The sequence below is a fragment of the Lentzea sp. HUAS TT2 genome (assembly GCF_051853195.1).
In the GTDB taxonomy this organism is placed as follows: Bacteria; Actinomycetota; Actinomycetes; order Mycobacteriales; family Pseudonocardiaceae; genus Lentzea.
Window position 1 is genome coordinate 8,919,254 of record NZ_CP196667.1, and the last position, 15,400, is coordinate 8,934,653.

At 68.8% G+C, this 15,400-nt stretch carries 13 protein-coding genes; 4 read left to right on the forward strand and 9 right to left on the reverse strand.

What is annotated here, in order from left to right; genetic code table 11:
- Positions 1-72 precede the first annotated feature (72 nt).
- Positions 73-897 (reverse strand): hypothetical protein, encoded by an 825-nt coding sequence (locus ACSHWB_RS42315; protein ID WP_439658949.1) that lies wholly within the window; start codon positions 895-897, stop codon positions 73-75.
- 147 nt (positions 898-1,044) lie between these two features.
- Here ACSHWB_RS42315 and ACSHWB_RS42320 point away from each other — a divergent pair, with 147 nt between their 5' ends.
- Together ACSHWB_RS42320 and ACSHWB_RS42325 are read left to right on the forward strand one after the other, a co-directional pair.
- A complete protein-coding gene (locus ACSHWB_RS42320) occupies positions 1,045-1,677 on the forward strand; it encodes a hypothetical protein (RefSeq protein ID WP_439658950.1) in 633 nt (210 codons plus the stop codon).
- Between the two features lie 3 nt (positions 1,678-1,680).
- Entirely contained in the window at positions 1,681-2,784 is a 1,104-nt protein-coding gene (locus ACSHWB_RS42325) for an RES domain-containing protein (protein WP_439658951.1), read from the forward strand.
- 33 nt (positions 2,785-2,817) lie between these two features.
- Here the strand turns inward: ACSHWB_RS42325 and ACSHWB_RS42330 are convergent, their stop codons facing one another.
- From ACSHWB_RS42330 to ACSHWB_RS42350, 5 genes are read right to left on the reverse strand one after another with little or no spacing between them, the layout of a single operon-like run.
- Entirely contained in the window at positions 2,818-4,185 is a 1,368-nt protein-coding gene (locus ACSHWB_RS42330) for a cellulose binding domain-containing protein (protein WP_439658952.1), read from the reverse strand.
- Positions 4,170-5,573 carry a beta-N-acetylhexosaminidase gene (locus ACSHWB_RS42335; RefSeq protein ID WP_439658953.1) on the reverse strand — a complete coding sequence of 468 codons (1,404 nt, stop codon included), beginning with the start codon at positions 5,571-5,573 and terminating at the stop codon, positions 4,170-4,172. Before ACSHWB_RS42335 ends, ACSHWB_RS42330 begins: the two co-directional genes overlap by 16 nt.
- A complete protein-coding gene (locus ACSHWB_RS42340; protein WP_439658954.1) occupies positions 5,570-6,391 on the reverse strand; it encodes a carbohydrate ABC transporter permease in 822 nt (273 codons plus the stop codon). The genes ACSHWB_RS42335 and ACSHWB_RS42340 overlap by 4 nt, the downstream gene beginning before the upstream one ends.
- Positions 6,388-7,332, reverse strand: a complete 945-nt coding sequence (locus tag ACSHWB_RS42345; protein ID WP_439658955.1) for a carbohydrate ABC transporter permease — start codon at positions 7,330-7,332, stop codon at positions 6,388-6,390. Before ACSHWB_RS42345 ends, ACSHWB_RS42340 begins: the two co-directional genes overlap by 4 nt.
- Positions 7,329-8,564, reverse strand: coding sequence for an extracellular solute-binding protein (locus tag ACSHWB_RS42350; RefSeq protein WP_439658956.1), 1,236 nt, complete (start codon positions 8,562-8,564; stop codon positions 7,329-7,331). Before ACSHWB_RS42350 ends, ACSHWB_RS42345 begins: the two co-directional genes overlap by 4 nt.
- 180 nt (positions 8,565-8,744) lie before the next feature.
- Between ACSHWB_RS42350 and ACSHWB_RS42355 the strand changes: the two genes are divergently transcribed.
- Positions 8,745-9,506, forward strand: coding sequence for a GntR family transcriptional regulator (locus ACSHWB_RS42355; RefSeq protein ID WP_439658957.1), 762 nt, complete (start codon positions 8,745-8,747; stop codon positions 9,504-9,506).
- Here ACSHWB_RS42355 and ACSHWB_RS42360 read toward each other — a convergent pair whose 3' ends face one another.
- Both ACSHWB_RS42360 and ACSHWB_RS42365 read right to left on the reverse strand, forming a co-directional pair.
- Positions 9,507-11,204: a cation:proton antiporter gene (locus tag ACSHWB_RS42360; protein WP_439658958.1), complete on the reverse strand. Its 1,698-nt coding sequence runs from the start codon at positions 11,202-11,204 to the stop codon at positions 9,507-9,509.
- Between the two features lie 51 nt (positions 11,205-11,255).
- Entirely contained in the window at positions 11,256-12,869 is a 1,614-nt protein-coding gene (locus ACSHWB_RS42365; protein WP_439658959.1) for a purine-cytosine permease family protein, read from the reverse strand.
- A gap of 78 nt (positions 12,870-12,947) precedes the next feature.
- Between ACSHWB_RS42365 and ACSHWB_RS42370 the strand changes: the two genes are divergently transcribed.
- Positions 12,948-13,415: a hypothetical protein gene (locus tag ACSHWB_RS42370; RefSeq protein WP_439658960.1), complete on the forward strand. Its 468-nt coding sequence runs from the start codon at positions 12,948-12,950 to the stop codon at positions 13,413-13,415.
- Here the strand turns inward: ACSHWB_RS42370 and ACSHWB_RS42375 are convergent.
- Positions 13,412-15,382 carry a WD40 repeat domain-containing serine/threonine protein kinase gene (locus ACSHWB_RS42375; protein ID WP_439658961.1) on the reverse strand — a complete coding sequence of 657 codons (1,971 nt, stop codon included), beginning with the start codon at positions 15,380-15,382 and terminating at the stop codon, positions 13,412-13,414. The genes ACSHWB_RS42370 and ACSHWB_RS42375 overlap by 4 nt on opposite strands.
- Between the last annotated feature and the right edge of the window lie 18 nt (positions 15,383-15,400).

Here is a 15,400-nt window from a genome sequence, read left to right on the forward strand (position 1 = left end):
CCTCGTCCAGCTGCTCCTCGACCTGCTGGAGCAGCAGCTCGACCCGCTCGAACCGCTCGCCGTGCTCGTCGATTACTGGATCACCAGCTCCCAGTTGTCGTCCAGCACGAACGGGGTGTCGTCGAGCCGCACTCCTCGTTCCCGCAGTTCGGCGGGCAGCTTCTCCACGATCTCGGCAGGCGCCTCCTCCACGAACAGTGCGGTGCCGTCGAAGTGAAGGCGGACCCACAACCAGTGCTCACCAATCGTGGCAGCCGCATAGCCGTCGACCACCAGCCATCGCGCGAAGTCCGCGCCGACCGCGCACCCGAGTCCCGCCAGCGCCTCCGCGACGGCGGACGCGACCGTTCGGCGGTGGCGTGCGGTGTCCTCGCACCGCACCGCGTCGAGCAGGCGTACCCGGAGGTCCTCCCCGGCCATGACATCGCGGTAGCGCGCGAGAGACCGGCCGATGATCACCGCGATCTCCAGCGACAACGCCCTGGCGTCCGCCACGGAGTCCGACCGGGACAGGTCCTCGAACACGACCAGCGCGGCGCCGACGGCTTCTTCCTCGCACAGATGGCCTTTGCCGGTGATCAGCCACCGGGCGTCGGCGACGGCCCCGCGCAGCGCGTGGCCGGACAGTCCGGATGGGACGGCCTCGAACCCCCGCTGTTCCCGCCACGCCGCGTTGACCGACTCCTCCGCCGAGGCGAGCGCGGCGGTCACCTGGGACAGAAGCTCTTGCAGTTCCAGGACACCCAGGTCGCCGGGGACCACGTGGCCGAGCCCACCGGCCCTCGCACGCAGGACGGCCAGGCGAGCCAGCGCGAAGGCGACGTCCCCTCGCAACTCCCGCCTGTGCTCCGCCTCCTCGTCGGCGAACGACAGGTGAAAACCGACGGTTGAGCTCATGGATCCTCGCGGGTGGTCGGACGGACCACGAAGTTACGTCGAGGCGAGCGGGATTCCCTGACGCGACAATCAACTGTCCTGTTTCTGTCCAAATATTCCGCTGCGCGCCGGGGCAGAATGTCCGCCTACGGAACGGGAGTGGTGCCCGTGGCGGTGCAGCACATCATCGACGCACTGGTGGAGGACTGGGACCGGGTCACCGGCCTGCTCGGGGAGAGCGGGCGCACCAGGCTGCGCGGGCTGGTCGAGGCGATCCGTGCCGCGACCACCGCTGAAGAACGCGCTCGCGGGGCGCACGCCCTCACGCGGTTGCTCGGCGAGTTGTTGCCGCACGACGACAAGGTGTTCGCCGGGACCGGCGTCCGCTACTCCCACCCAGGTCACGAGGTCGATCTGGACCGCGCGCTCGTCGCGTTGTCCGGTGATCCCAGGCTGTACGGGCGCCCGCGCAGCCCCAGGGAACGCATCCTCACGCACCAGTGGGAGTCGATCGCCGACCTGCGCGGACGCGGGCACACACCCGACGCGACCGGCGTGATCAAGCTGGACCGCGACGACGGAAGCGCGTCGGTGCCGCTGTTCCAGTTCGACGAGTCGGGCGCACCGCTGGAGGTCGTGTTGCGGGTGAACTGGTTGCTGCGCGCCGACGACGACCCGTGGGGTGCGGCCGACTGGTGGTTCAGCGTGAACGCCTGGCTCGCCGAGCCGCCGGCCGAGCTGATCGGGCGCGCGCCCGACGAGCTGCTGGTGGCCGCCGCCGTCGCGATGGCGGAGGGCTGAGCCGTGCCCGAGATCCCTCCCCCGCCGAGACTCGTCGGCACCCCGGCGCGCGAGACCGTCCCCGCCGGCAGCACCTTCTACCGCGTCCACCCCGCCGACAGGAACCCGTCGGTGTTCGATCCGCAGCACGGCAGCGCGTTCGGTGGCGGCCGGTTCGACGCGTGCGCCGGCGCCGGGTACCGCACGCTCTGCATGTCCGCGACACAGGAGACCACCATCGCGGAACGCTTCCTGCGCGAGTTCGCGGTCACCCAGGCCGTCCAGCGGATCCTGCCCAGAAGGGCGCTGGCGGGCCAGGTGCTGACACAACTGCAGACCACCGGCGATCTCAACCTCATCCGCCTGTACACCTCGCAGGAAGTCGCTGCGGTGCACCAGGACTCGTGGCTGACCACGTCCACACCGGACCGTTTCCACACGACCAGGGAATGGGCTTCCTGGCTGCACAAGGAGGTTCCCTGGGCGGACGGCATCCTCTGGCAGTCGATCGCGGACATGCCGAGGGAGACCGTCGTGCTGTTCGACGACCGGTGCCCCGCTCCCCAGAGGATCGGGACCTCGCGGGCGCTCGACGACCCGGCCGAACTGCCGTGGCTGATCGACCTGCTCAAGCCCTACGGGGTGGAGGTGGACCCGCCCCCGGCGAACCGCCCGCGGTTCTTCATCAACTTCCGCAGCGGCGACGCGGAGGCCGTCCCCGAACTGCTGCAGCGGGAACTGGTCCGCAGGCTGGGCGAACGCGAGGTGTTCTACGACATCCGCTCGATGAGGCCCGGCACACCGGACTTCGCCAGGACCCTCGAGGAGAACGTGCACGGCTGCCAGACGCTGATCGCGATCGTCGGCAGGCGCTGGGAGAACCTGTGCAACGACCAGGGCGTGAGGTTCCTGGACGATCCGCAGGACTGGGTGCGCCGAGAGCTCGTCCTGGCCCACCAGTTGCAGAAGAAGGTCTTTCCCGTGCTGGTGGGCCTGCGCAAGCCGCTGAGGGCGGAGTCGTTGCCGCCCGAACTGGCGCACCTCGCGGGAACACAGCTCCACCACCTGCCCCGCGGGTTCACGGACCTCGACATCGAGCAGCTGGTGAACAGGCTGCTCGAAGAGTGAACGGGCGCCCCGAGGTCCGGGGCGCCCGTCAGGTCACACGTTGTCGGTGTGCGTGACGCCCGCGGTGCGGTAGTCCTGCACAGCGGTCTTCACCTGGGCCGGGCTCAGCACCTGGTCCTTGGCGAAGTACACGTAGTCGACCTCCTGCTGGTAGGCGCGCTCGGCCGAGCTGCCCTGCAGGCCGCCCGAGATGAACCACAGGTTGAAGTTGATCGACATCGGCGTCTCGGGGTAGTACTTGTCGCCGTGGTCGGCGACCAGGTTGCCGTCGATGTAGTACTTCACGCGGCCGTTCGCGACCTGGAAGACGAGGTCGTGCCAGCCGGCGTAGCTCTGCCGCTGTTCGTTGTGGATGTTGTCGGCGACCCACGGTTCGTTCTGGTAGGTCTCCCAGGTGGTCTCGTACATGATGTTGGCCGGCTCGCCCCAGCCGCCGTTGGGCAGGTACTCGAAGTCGATCTCGCCGTAGTTCGGGGCCATCGGCGCGTCGAGCGGGGTGATGGTGAAGAACGTCTGCACGACGTGGTCGCCGTCCGGGCCGAAGACCGGTGCGTCGCTGAACTTCACGCGCGAGGCGTAGGTGCCCTCGAAGAACTTGCGCTGGTGGTACAGCTCCGTCTGCTTGGCGGCGGAGCCGTTGTTCCACGAGTCGAGGCGCATGACCTTCTGGCCGTCGACGGTCGGGAACGTGATGCGCGACGGGTCCCATTCGGCGCCCGGTACGCCGGGGCCGCCGGCTCCCCCGCGGACGGTCCAGCCGCGCTGGGTGATCCGCGAGTCGCTCGAGTTGGTGTAGGCGAAGTCGTCGAACATCTTGGCGCCGTTGGGGTTCGGCGGCGTCGTCGTGGTGGTCGTGGTGGTGGGCGGGCTGCCGCCGGGCGGGGTGCCCCACAGCAACGTGCTGCCGCGGTACACGGTCACCTTGTTCCACGCCGAGTAGGTGCTCTCACCGCGGAACGAGTAGTCGTCGGTCTGGGTGATCGGGCCCCAGTTGGTGCGGTAGAAGCGGAGTTGCAGGTCCCCGGAGTCGGCACCGGGGTTCAGGGTGCCCGCGCCGGAGGTGAAGCCGACCTCCAGGTACCGGTCGGCCGGGCCGCCGGTCAGCGTGCCGAACTGGCCGGTCACGTTGCCGCAGCCGCGCACGGCCCACGAGCAGGCGAACCGGTAACCCACGTCCGGGGTGTCGCTCTTGAAGTAGTAGCGGATCTTCACGTCGGACAGGGGCACGCTGGTGGTGCCCGAGTTGACCAGTTTGAACCACGGTTCGGCCTGGTCGGTCGTCGCACCGGACGCGCTGGTCCGGTACTGGGCGGTGATCGCGTCGGCGGCGAAGGCGTTCGGCGCCACGGCCAGGGCTGCGACGGCGAGCGCCGCGCAGGACGCGGCTAGGAGTGCTCGCAACGTTCTCTCCTCATCTCGGCAGGGATGGACAGGGCGGCGAGCCTGTGCGAGTGGAGGCGCATCCGGGTGGTGAAGCCCTCCCACTCGGGGCGCTGGGACCAGAGGGTGTCGGCCAGCGCGACCAGACGGGGAAATGCCAGGTATTCGAGGTGGTCACGGGAACGGACGTGTTCGGTCCACAGCTGGCACTGGGCGCCGAGCACGCCGTCGGGCAGCGGCACGTCGTAGACGTCGCGGGTGGTCACGACGAACCCCGGCTGGCCAGGGGGTTCGTGCGGGCTGTCCGAGCGCGGGTAGTCGAGGTAGGTGGACGTGTGCGGGGCCATGACGACCGGCTGGCCGCGTTCCAGCGCTTTGGCCGCTTGGGATTCGTCCTTCCACGGCATGACGACGGCCCGTGAATCGCCGGTGGGTTCCCAGGCGGCAGGGACGCGGCCGCGGTCGAGCACGTACTTGCTGGCCTGGCGGAGGAACTGGCCGTGCACGTCCTCTGGCAGCAGGCACTCGTCACCACCGAGGTGGACGTGCTCGCCGGGGAACACCTCCAGCACCTCGGCCAGCACCTCGCGGACGAAACCCATGGCGTGCAGGCCGAACGCCGCGTCGCTGATGCCCCAACGGGTCCAGACGGGCAACGGTTCCGGTGCGATGCCCAGGTCGGGGTAGGCGGCGAGCGCGGCGCGGGCGTGGCCGGGCATCTCGACCTCCGGCATGATCCGGATGCCGCGCTCGGCGGCGTACGCCACCAGGTTCTCCAGCTCGCTTCGGGTGTAGGTGCCGCCGTGCGGGACGCCGTCGCCGTTGGTCTCGGTGCGCCAGCCGCCGATCGAGGTCAGCAACGGGTGCGTGGGCACCGGCATGCGCCAGCCCTGGTCGTCGGTCAGGTGCAGGTGCAGGACGTTGAGCTTGTGGAACGCCATCAGGTCGATGAACCTGCGCAGCACGTGCACCGGCTGGAAGTGCCTGGCCACGTCCAGCATGAACCCGCGCCAAGGCAGCCTGGGCACGTCGCGGATGTCGGTGCCGGGCAGCGTCCAGTCCACTTCGGACACCCGTGACGACCTCAGCGCCTCCACCGGCAGGAGCTGGCGGATGGTCTGCACGCCGTGTGCCAGGCCGGTCGGTGTGCCGGCGCGCAGCAGGACGCCGTGTTCGTTGACGGTCAGCGCGTAGCCCTCCGCGCCGAGGCCGACGAGTTTCGCGTCCAGCGCGATGACGATCTGGCCGTAGTCCGCGATCGGCAACGGCAGCCCGGTAGCCGGCCTGAGGAGGGACCGGAGTAGTCGCGCGGCGGGTTCGGCGCCGGGGGTGACCCGCACGCTCGTGCCGCAGTCCAGCGTGAAACCCCTGCTGCGGCGCACGATCCTGGTCGGGAGTGGAACGATCACCCCTTCACCGCCCCTCCGACGATGCCGGTCGTGACCCGGCCCTGCAACACGATGAAGATCAGCAGCACCGGCAGCATGAACAGCGTCGAGGCGGCCATCGTGGCTCCCCAGTCGGTGCCGAAGGTGTTGTTGAACGAGGACAGCCAGACCGGCAGCGTGCGGTCGTCCTGGTCCTTGATGATCAGCACGTTGGCGAAGGCGAACTCGTTCCACGCGGTGATGAACCCGAACAGCGAGGTCGCCAGCAGACCCGGTGCCAGCAGGGGGAACACGACCTTGCGGAACGCCTGCCCGCGCGTGCACCCGTCGACCTGCGCCGCCTCCTCCAGGTCGACCGGGATGGCGGCGAGGAACCCGCGCAGCGTCACGATGGTGAACGGCAGCGTCATCATGAAGTAGACCAGCGTGAGGATCCACAACGTGTCGAGCATGCCGGTGTCGCGGGCGATCACGTAGATCGGGATCAGCAACGCCTCCCACGGCGTCATCTGCGCGACGAACACCATCAGCACGAACGCCCTGCGGCCCTTCCACTGCAGCCGCGCGATCGCGAACGCCGCGAGCATGGCCACCAGCAGCGCCAGGATCACCGCCCCGCCCGCGACCAGCAGACTGTTGCGCCAGAACGAGAAGAACCCCTTGGCCGCGATCGCGGTGCCGAAGTGGTCGAACGTGATGGGGAGCGGCAGGAACGTCGGCGTCGCGCTCTGGATGTCCTTGGTGGGCTTGAAGGCCGTGAGCACCATCCAGTAGACGGGGAACACCGAGAGGACGAAGACGACGAGCGCCGCCGTGGTGCGCGAGATCCGGCCGATCATGCTTCCCGCTCCTGACGGTAGAGCTGGCGGAAGTACGCCAGCAGCGCGAGCACGAGCAGCACCACCATGAGCATCGACACGGCCGCGCCGAGGTCGTAGCGCTGCAACGACTGCGCGACCTGGAACGCGTAGACCGGCAACGTCGTCGTGGCCTGGCCGGGACCGCCCTGGCTGATCACCCAGATCTGCACGAACGCCTTGACGACCCAGATCACCTCCAGGCACGTGATCAGCCCGAACATGGCGCGCAGCATGGGGAACGTGATGGTCGAGAACACCCGCCACGCGCCGGCGCCGTCGATCCGCGCGGCCTCGTACAGCTCCTGCGGCACGGTGATCATGGCCGCGTACAGCGACAGCGCGGCGAACGGGATCGACTGCCAGACGATCAGCGTCACGAGGATGCCGAACGTCGCCTCGCCGTCCGCGAACCACGTGTAGTCGCGGTACTCCTCGAAGCCCAGCGCGACCAGCGCCCAGTTCACGACGCCGAGCCGCGACTGGAAGAGCCACTGGAACACCGTGGTCGCCGCGATGATCGGCGTCGCCCAGGTGAGCACCAGCCCGCCCATCACGAGGAACCGCAGCCACTTGCCGAGCCGCACGAGCAGCAGGGCGACGAGCGTGGACAGCACCATGATCAGCACGACGTTGATCGCGGTGAACCAGAGCGTGCGCCTGACCACGGCCCAGAACTCGGGGTCGGACAGCACCTTCACGTAGTTCGCGAGCCCGACGAACTTCGCGTCGCCGCGCACGAGCTGCGGCAGCCCGAACTCCTGCAGCGAGATGATCACGTTGCGCACCAACGGGTACAGCAGCAGATATGCGGTGGTGAGCAGCGTGGGCGCGATCAGGACGTACGGCAGGACAGAGCGTTTGCGGCGCTTCGGCGGGGCCGGTGCAGTCTCCTGCACCGGCCTCTCGGCGAGGAGCGTCATTTGCCGGAGTTGAGCGCTTGGGTGATCACTTCGTCGGCGGTCTTGGCCGCTGCCGCGGGATCGGCCCCGGTCAGGACCGCGGTCTGAAACTCCTTGATCGGGTTGCGCGCCTCGACCGCCGCCCAGTTGGGCGAGTTCGGGGTGGCGTGCCCGTTGGCCGCGCCCTGGGCCATCGCCGCCGTGCCGGGATCACCGCCCACGTCCTTGGCGAGCGACTTGCGGTTCGGCACGTAGTTCATCGCCTTCGCGAGCTCCACCTGCCACTTCTCGCCGGCCAGCGCCTTGACGACCTCGTACGCGCCGTCCTGCCTGGTGGACGCGAGCGGGATGATCAGGTCGGAACCGCCGGTGAACACCGCGCCGGGCTTGTCCGCCGTCTTGCCGGGGATCGGGAAGAACCCGATCTTGCCCTCCAGCGCGGGGTTCGCCTTGGTGACGAGCTTCGCCGCACCCGGCACCGCGATGAACTGGGCGACCTTGCCGCCCGCCACGACGTCCGTCTGCTGCGGCTTGGCCTCGTCGGAGTCCTTCGGCCCGTCGCCGAGCGCCTGGAGCTGCTTGTAGAAGTTCATGCCCGCCAACGCCTCCGGCGTGCTCAGCGAGCCACTCCACTTGTCGCCGCTCTGCTTGGCGAGGTCACCGCCCTCGTCCCAGACGAACCCGGACAGCGTGTACCAGTTCTGGCCGGGCAGGTAGATGCCCTGCTGGTCACCCTGGTCGAGCTTGGCCGTGGCGGTGAGCCACTCCTCGCGCGTCTTGGGCGGCGTGACCTGCGCGGCCTCGAAGAGGTCCTTGCGGTAGATGACGACCCGGTTGGCCGCGTAGAACGGCACGCCGAACTGCTTGCCGTCGACGGAACCCGGCTCGCTCAGGCCAGGGATCCAGTCGTCGCCCTGCAGCTCGGCCTTCTTGGCGGACAGGTCGGTGACGCCCTTGCTGGCGACGTACTGGGCGACCTGGGTGTTGCCGACCTCGATCACGTCCGGCGGGTCGGTGCTGGCCAGAGCACTGGTCACCTTCTGCGTGATGCCGTTCCACTCCTGGATCTGGATCAACAGGTCGAGGTTCGCGTGATCGCGTTCGAACTCGCTCTCGAACTTGGACACGAACTCCTCGGTGGCCGTGTCCTTCATGAGCCACACGGTGATCTCCTGCTTCTCACCGCCGCCCGCGGACGTACCGCAGGCGGACAGAGTGAGAGCCAGGACGAGTAAGGCAGCGGAGCGCGACACGACTCACCTCTCGCTGGGGATGTGACCAATTGGTCAGGTCTCGACGGGTGAGGTAGAAAGTGGCATAGACCACTTCTCAGGTCAATCCCCTGGTTGGATGTGTGGGAGCGCTCTAGATCTTCAACAAGCTGGTTACTTACCAGTGGTATGCCATACTGGCCGCCGACCGAGCGGAGGGGCATGGCCGAAGCGATCCTCAAGCGTGAGCAGGTCCGCGACTACCTGCTCGAGCTCATCGAGACCCACCCCGCGGGCGCCCCGATCCCCGCCGAACGCGTGCTGTGCCAGCAACTCTCGGTCTCCCGCCCGACCGTCCGCTCGGCCGTGGAGGAACTGGTCAACACCGGGCTGCTCGTCCGCCAGCACGGCAGGGGCACCTTCGTCGCGCGCGCCAAGATCACCCAGGAGATGGTGTCCGACACCGGGTCCATGTCCCTGCCCCAAGCGGGCGGTACCTGGTCCTCACGGGTGCTCGAACACGCCCGCATCCCGGCCGGCGCCAGGGTGGGCCGCCGTCTGCACCTCTCCCCCGCCGCCGAGATCCACTACATCGCCCGCCTGCGCCTGGTCGACGGCGAGCCGATGGCGCTGGAGTACCTGCACGTACCAGCGTTGGCCGCGCCGGGACTGACGTTGCACGACATGGAGTCCGGCGACTTCTACGAACGGCTGCGCGAGCACGGCGTCCACGTTTCCGAGGCGGTGCAGTCGATCGAGCCGACCGTGGTCAACGACTCGGAGGCCGCGCTGCTCGGAGTTCCCGTGCTGGCACCGGCTCTGCTGTTCGAACGGCTGACGACCGATGCGGAGGGACGGCAGGTCGAGTACGTGCACTCGATCTACCGCGGGGACCGGTACAAGATCGTGTCGCGGTTGACGCTGGGGGCTTCGCCGCGCAATGCCGTGGACGTGGAGGCACGGGTCAGCGGCAGCCCGTTCTGATCACATGAACCGGGTGCTCTGACTGTCGATGAAGCTCTGTGCCCGCTCAAGGGTGTGCGAGGCATAGGTTCCGCCGGCACGCGCGTCCAGCAGGGCGTTCTGCTGCGCGTCCGTCATCATCCGCTGCAGCTCGAAACGTTGGTGCATCGACCTGTCCGGGTCCTGCTTGAGGAACTTCTCCTCGATGCCCTCGCTCATCGCGATGACGCGTTCCAGGGTCTGCTCCAGCAGGTGCTCGTCGAACGGCTGCCCGTTCTCGCGGCACAACGTCGAGCTCTCCAGCAGCGTCCGGCTCGACGTCACCAGCTCGCCCGCCAGCCGGGCGTACTCGCGGCGTTCGTGTTCCTCGTCGTTGCCGCGGATGCCCAGCCACCGGATCACCAGCGGCAGCGAGCCGCCCTGCACGACCAGGGTGAGGATCGCGACGGTGAAGGCGATCAGGATCAGCTCGTTGCGCAACGGCAGGTCCTCCGGCAGCGTCTGGGCGGCCGCCACCGTCACCACGCCGCGCATGCCCGACCAGGCGAGCACCGCCCCGCCCCGCCAGCTCAGGCCCTCGCTGGCGTAGAAGGCCACGTCGGCCTGCTTGCGTTGCAGCATGCGGATTCCCCGGTCGTACCGCTTCTCCTCGCCGGGTTTGGGGCCCCGCGCGACGAACCGGTCCGCGAAGGCCTCCAGCTTGCTGGTGAACGCGTCCGCGCGGCGTTGCTGGCGGCGCAGCAGGGCGATCACCGGGATGGTGAACGCCACGCGCAGCAGGACCAGCGCCACCGTGGCCAGCACGCCGATCACCAGTGTGCGCGCCAGGCCCTCGTCCGCCACGGCACCGACGACCGTCGTGAGCTCGAAGCCCACCAGCAGGAAGACGCCGTTCTCCAGGATCAGCTGGATGGTGCGCCAGTTGGTGCGTTCGGAGATGCGGTCGTGCGCGGTGAACCGCTTCGCGCTCTGGTGACCCGTGATCAGGCCGGCCACGACGACGGCGATCACACCGGACGCGTGCACCTCCTCGGCCGGGATGAACGCCAGGAACGGGACCACGTAGGAGATCGCGGTCGTCAGCACGGGCTGACCCTGGATCTTCGACCGCGCCCACACCGACACGATGCCCACCGCGGCACCGATCACCACGCCCACCGACACGGCGAACGCGAAGTCGCCCACCGCACTGCCGAACGACACGCTGGCCGTGATCGCGACGATGGCCGTGCGCAGCAGCACGAGCGCGGTCGCGTCGTTGACCAGGCCTTCACCCTCGAGGATCGTGACGAGCCTGGGCGGCAGGCCGAGCTTCTTGCCGATCGACGTGGCCGCGACCGCGTCGGGCGGGCTGATCACGGCACCGAGCGCGAGCGCCGCCGCGAAGCCGATCTCGGGCAGCAGCCACCAGATCAGCAGGCCGGTCCCGAACGCGGACACGGCCACGAGCAGCACCGACAGCGCCCCGATGGTCGCGAAGTTGCGCCGGAAGTCGACCACCGGCACGTTCACCGCCGCTGAGTACAGGATCGGCGGCAGCACGATCACCAGGATCCACTCGGGCTCCACGACCAGGTGCGGCGCTCCCGGCAGCTGACTGCAGCCCATGCCGACGAGCACGAGCAGCACGGGTGCGGCCACACCCAGTTTGGGCGCGGCGTACGACACCACCACGATGATCAGCACGGCCGCGACGGCGAGCAAGGCCCATTCCTGCATGAAGTGCAGTTTGCTTGATCGGAACGGACCTCGCCCGCGCAGCCACGCCGGTCAGGAGGCAGGAAGCACGTGGCGGCCGTCACGGTCGGTGGTCAGGCACAACGAGCAGATCTCGCCGCCGAGGGCGCTCGCCGTCATGTCCGGCCGCTCGTACGACTCCGTGCACACGACGCACTCGTACCGCGTCCCGCTCGGGTTGCCGTCCTCGTCGAGCACCGGCTCCGCGATGCCGTCGTCCGTGCGGCGCAAGTAGAACCGGCCGCGCGTGAGCACCGCGAGCAACGGCGTCAGCACGATCGGGATGCCGACCGCGACCAGCGGCGAGTACGGCTGGATCGCCGCGCCGAACAGTCCGAAGTAGACCGAGATGGAGAGGATCGACGAGGCGAGGAACGACCCGACACCCACCGGGTTGACCGGGAACAGCATGCCGCGGCGGAACTCCGGCTGCTTCGGCGACAGCTTCAGCAGGTACTTGTTGATCGCGATGTCCGCCGCGACCGTGACGACCCAGGCCATCGCGCAGTTCGAGTAGAAGCTCAGCAGGTTGTTCAGGAAGCTGAACATGTCCGCTTCCATCAGCACCAGCGCGATCGCGAGGTTGACCAGCACGAACACCAGGCGGCCCGGATAGTGCTTGGTGACGCGGGTGAACGAGTTCGTCCACGCCAGCGACCCCGAGTAGGCGTTGGTGACGTTGATCTTCACCTGGCTCAGCACCACGAGCACCAACGCCAGCGGCACGACCAGCCACGCCGGCATGAACTGCTTGAACACCCCGGTGAACTGCTCGATCGGCTCCACCGCCGCGACCTTGCCGACCGCGTCGAGCACGTAGACCGCCATGAACGCGCCGATCGCCTGCTTGAGCGCGCCGAACACGACCCAGCCCGGTCCGGCCATGACCACGGACGTCCACCACGCGCGGCGGTTCTCGGCGGTGCGCGGCGGCATGAACCGCAGGTAGTCGATCTGCTCGCCGATCTGCCCCATCAACGACAGGCACACGCCGGCGCCGAGCATCACCGCGGCGGTGTTCACGCCGGTGTCCCCGTAGGCGAGCCAGCGGCTCACCGAGTCCGGGTCCGCGATCACCAGGTACAGCAGCGGTGCCACCATCAGCAGCAGCCACAACGGGTTCGTCCAGCTCTGCAGCTTCGCGAGCACCTTCATCCCGTAGATCACCAGCGGGATGATCACCAGTGTCGAGGCCAGGTACCCGAGCCACAACGGCAGACCCAGCGCGTACCGCAGGCCCTGCGCCATGATCGAGCCCTCGAGCGCGAAGAAGATGAACGTGAAGCTCGCGAAGATCACGCTGGTGATGACCGAGCCGTAGTAACCGAACCCGGATCCGCGCGTGATCAGGTCGAGGTCGATGTTGTACCGGGCCGCGTAGTAGGCCAGCGGGAACCCGGTCACGAAGATGACGATCGCCGCGAACCCGATGGCCAGCAACGCGTTCCCGGTGCCGTGCGCGAGGCCGATGCCCGCGCCGATGGAGAAGTCCGCCATGTAGGCGATCCCGCCGAGTGCGGACGCCCCGACGACGGCGGGTGTCCAGCGCCGGTACGAGCGGGGCGCGAACCGCAGGGTGTAGTCCTCGAGCGTCTCTTTGGACGCCGCGCGAACCGGCGTGGGCTCCACAACCTCGTCAAGGGTCATGGATCTCGACGCTAGGAAACGCTCGTTTCAGCCGATCACGCCGCGTGTGACGGACCGGTGACGCTATGTTCACCTGTCATGGATGATCTCGTGACGTTCATGAAGCAGCGCAAGGTCGCCGACGAGGTGGCCGCCCAGACGTGGGCCGAGCGTGCCGCGGCCATCTCGGAGTGGGCGCGCAAGGTCGTGGTCCTGCTGACGAACCACCAGATCCCCGCCGAGCACACGCTGCACGACACGGTCAGCGGCCAGAAGGTGCGGATCGCGTCCGGGTGGCTCGTGCTGGCCACCAGGATGCCGAGCCAGACCCACCCCGGCGTGCTCAAGGAGGCCGGGATCTTCCTGACCCCGGCCGCGGAGCTGTGGCAGTACGACAACGAGTGGCCGATGGCCGCCCGCCTCACCGCGACCATCCCCGCGTTCAGGACGCCGGACGGTGCGGTGATGCGGGCCCGCTGCGAGTGGATCCTCGACAACGTCATCGAGGCGTTCGCGGACACGCTGGAACGCCACGGCATCGACGTCTTCGAGCTGGAGGGGCTCTAGAGCTTCCAGATCCGCACGGTCTTGTCGTCGCCGCCGGCCGCGATCCTCTTGCCGTCCGGCGAGAACGCCACGGTCTGGATCTGCCCGCCCGCACCGATCACGGTGGCGCGGACCTTCTTGGTCTCGACGTCCCACAGCTGGACGAAGTTGCCCTGGCCCCAGGCCGCGACCGTGTCGCCGTCCGGGTGGAACAGCGCGCTCGACAGGGTGAGGCCGTCGTCGGCCCGCAGGAACACGGCCTTGCTCTGCCCCGACGCCACGTCCCAGAGCTGCATGGCGTTCTTGCCGTCGCCGTCGATGACCGCCAGGGTCTTGCCGTCGGGTGAGAACGAGCCGCCGTCGCCGGTCGAGTCGTTGATGGTCATGACCGTCTTGCCGGTGGCCGGGTCGACGATCTTGATCTCCTGGTACTTCGTGCCCGCGTAGGCGAGCAGCTTGCCGTCCGGGCTGAACGAGAGGTCGCTGCTGCCCTGGGCCTCGGTCAGGCCGATCTTGACCGCGCGCGTCGCCACGTCCCAGACCTGCAGCCGGCCGGTGTGGGTGATTCCCACCAGGGTCTTGCCGTCCGGGTGGAAGCGCAGCGTCTTCATGATCGACCGGCTCTGGTCGAGGCCGCCGATCATCGTGCGGTCGGCGATGTTCCACAGGTACGTGGTCAGGTCGCCGGTGCGGTTGCCGCCCGCGGCGAGGATCTTGCCGTCCGGGCTGATCGCGACCGCGCACGCCGACGCGCCGCCGGGGCCGTCCGGGTTCTGGACGGTGCCGATGAGCTTGTTGGTCGTGGTGTCCCAGATGCGCACGAGGGCGCCGCCCTCGCCCAGGCCGTCCTCGGCGCTGGCGAGGAGCTTGCCGTCCGGGCTCCAGGCGATCGACGACACCGACTCCTTGTGGTCGACCAGCTGGACGTGCTCGGTGAACTCCTCCGGGCGTCCCGGCTGGGCCTTCGACGAGGTCGTCGTCTGCTCGGAGCCGCCCTCCTTGTTGGAGGCCGCCTTGTTGTTGCCGTTGGTGGACGGCAGTTGCGCGCCCTCACCGTCGTTGTTCCTCGTGCCGAGCCACCAAGCGGTGCCGCCGCCGATCAACGCGACCGCGCCGACCCCGGCGAGCAGGGCCGTGCGTCTGCTGACGCCCTGCTTGGCCACCACCGGCAGCACGACGGGGGCGCCGGCGAGCATCGCGAGAGCCTGGTCGACGGTGGCGCGTTCGGCGGGGTTCTTGCGCAGCAGGCCGCCGAGCAGCGACGCGAGGTGCCCCGCGCGTTGCGGGGGCGGCGGGTCCTGGGTGAGCAGCATCGACAGGGTCGTCATGAAGTCCTGGCCCTGGTACGGCGGCCTGCCCTCGACGGCCGCGTACAGGGTGGCGCCGAGCGACCACATGTCCGTCGCCGGGGTGATCGGCGCGCCGGTGCCCTGCTCGGGCGCCATGTACGCGGGCGTGCCGACGATCGAGCCGTCGGTGGTCAGCGGGACGTCGCCGGTGAGCCGCGCGATGCCGAAGTCGGTGATGACGACCCGGTCGCCGGACAGCAACACGTTGGCGGGCTTGAGATCGCGGTGCACGATGCCCGCCTGGTGCGCCACCCGCAACGCGCTCAGCATCGACGTGGCGACGTAGGCGACCTGGTCCGGCGGCAGCGCGCCCTGGGTCTTGATGGCGTCGGAGAGCGACCCGCCCCGGACGAACTCCATCACGATCATCGGGGTGCCGTTGTACTCGACGACGTCGTGCACGGTGACGATGCCGGGGTGGTTGAGCTGGCCCGCGAGCTGCGCCTCGCGCATGGCGCGCTGGCACAGCAACTCCCGCTGCTGCGGGTCGAGCCCGAGCGGCAGCAACAGCTCCTTGATGGCCACCTCACGGCCGATGACCTCGTCCCGGCCGAGCCAGACCCGGCCCATGCCGCCGACGCCGATCACCTGAACGAGCCGGTAGCGCTGCGCCACCAGACTTCCCGTCGCATCTGTCACGGCGCGCAGCTTAGATGG

Excerpts from the sequence above, each read along its gene's own strand:
- ACSHWB_RS42315 (WP_439658949.1), bottom strand. The coding sequence starts at position 897 with ATGAGCTCAACCGTCGGTTTTCACCTGTCGTTCGCCGACGAGGAGGCG.
- ACSHWB_RS42340 (WP_439658954.1), bottom strand. The coding sequence starts at position 6,391 with ATGATCGGCCGGATCTCGCGCACCACGGCGGCGCTCGTCGTCTTCGTC.
- ACSHWB_RS42345 (WP_439658955.1), bottom strand. The coding sequence starts at position 7,332 with ATGACGCTCCTCGCCGAGAGGCCGGTGCAGGAGACTGCACCGGCCCCG.
- ACSHWB_RS42355 (WP_439658957.1), top strand. The coding sequence starts at position 8,745 with ATGGCCGAAGCGATCCTCAAGCGTGAGCAGGTCCGCGACTACCTGCTC.
- ACSHWB_RS42360 (WP_439658958.1), bottom strand. The coding sequence starts at position 11,204 with ATGCAGGAATGGGCCTTGCTCGCCGTCGCGGCCGTGCTGATCATCGTG.
- ACSHWB_RS42365 (WP_439658959.1), bottom strand. The coding sequence starts at position 12,869 with ATGACCCTTGACGAGGTTGTGGAGCCCACGCCGGTTCGCGCGGCGTCC.
- ACSHWB_RS42370 (WP_439658960.1), top strand. The coding sequence starts at position 12,948 with ATGGATGATCTCGTGACGTTCATGAAGCAGCGCAAGGTCGCCGACGAG.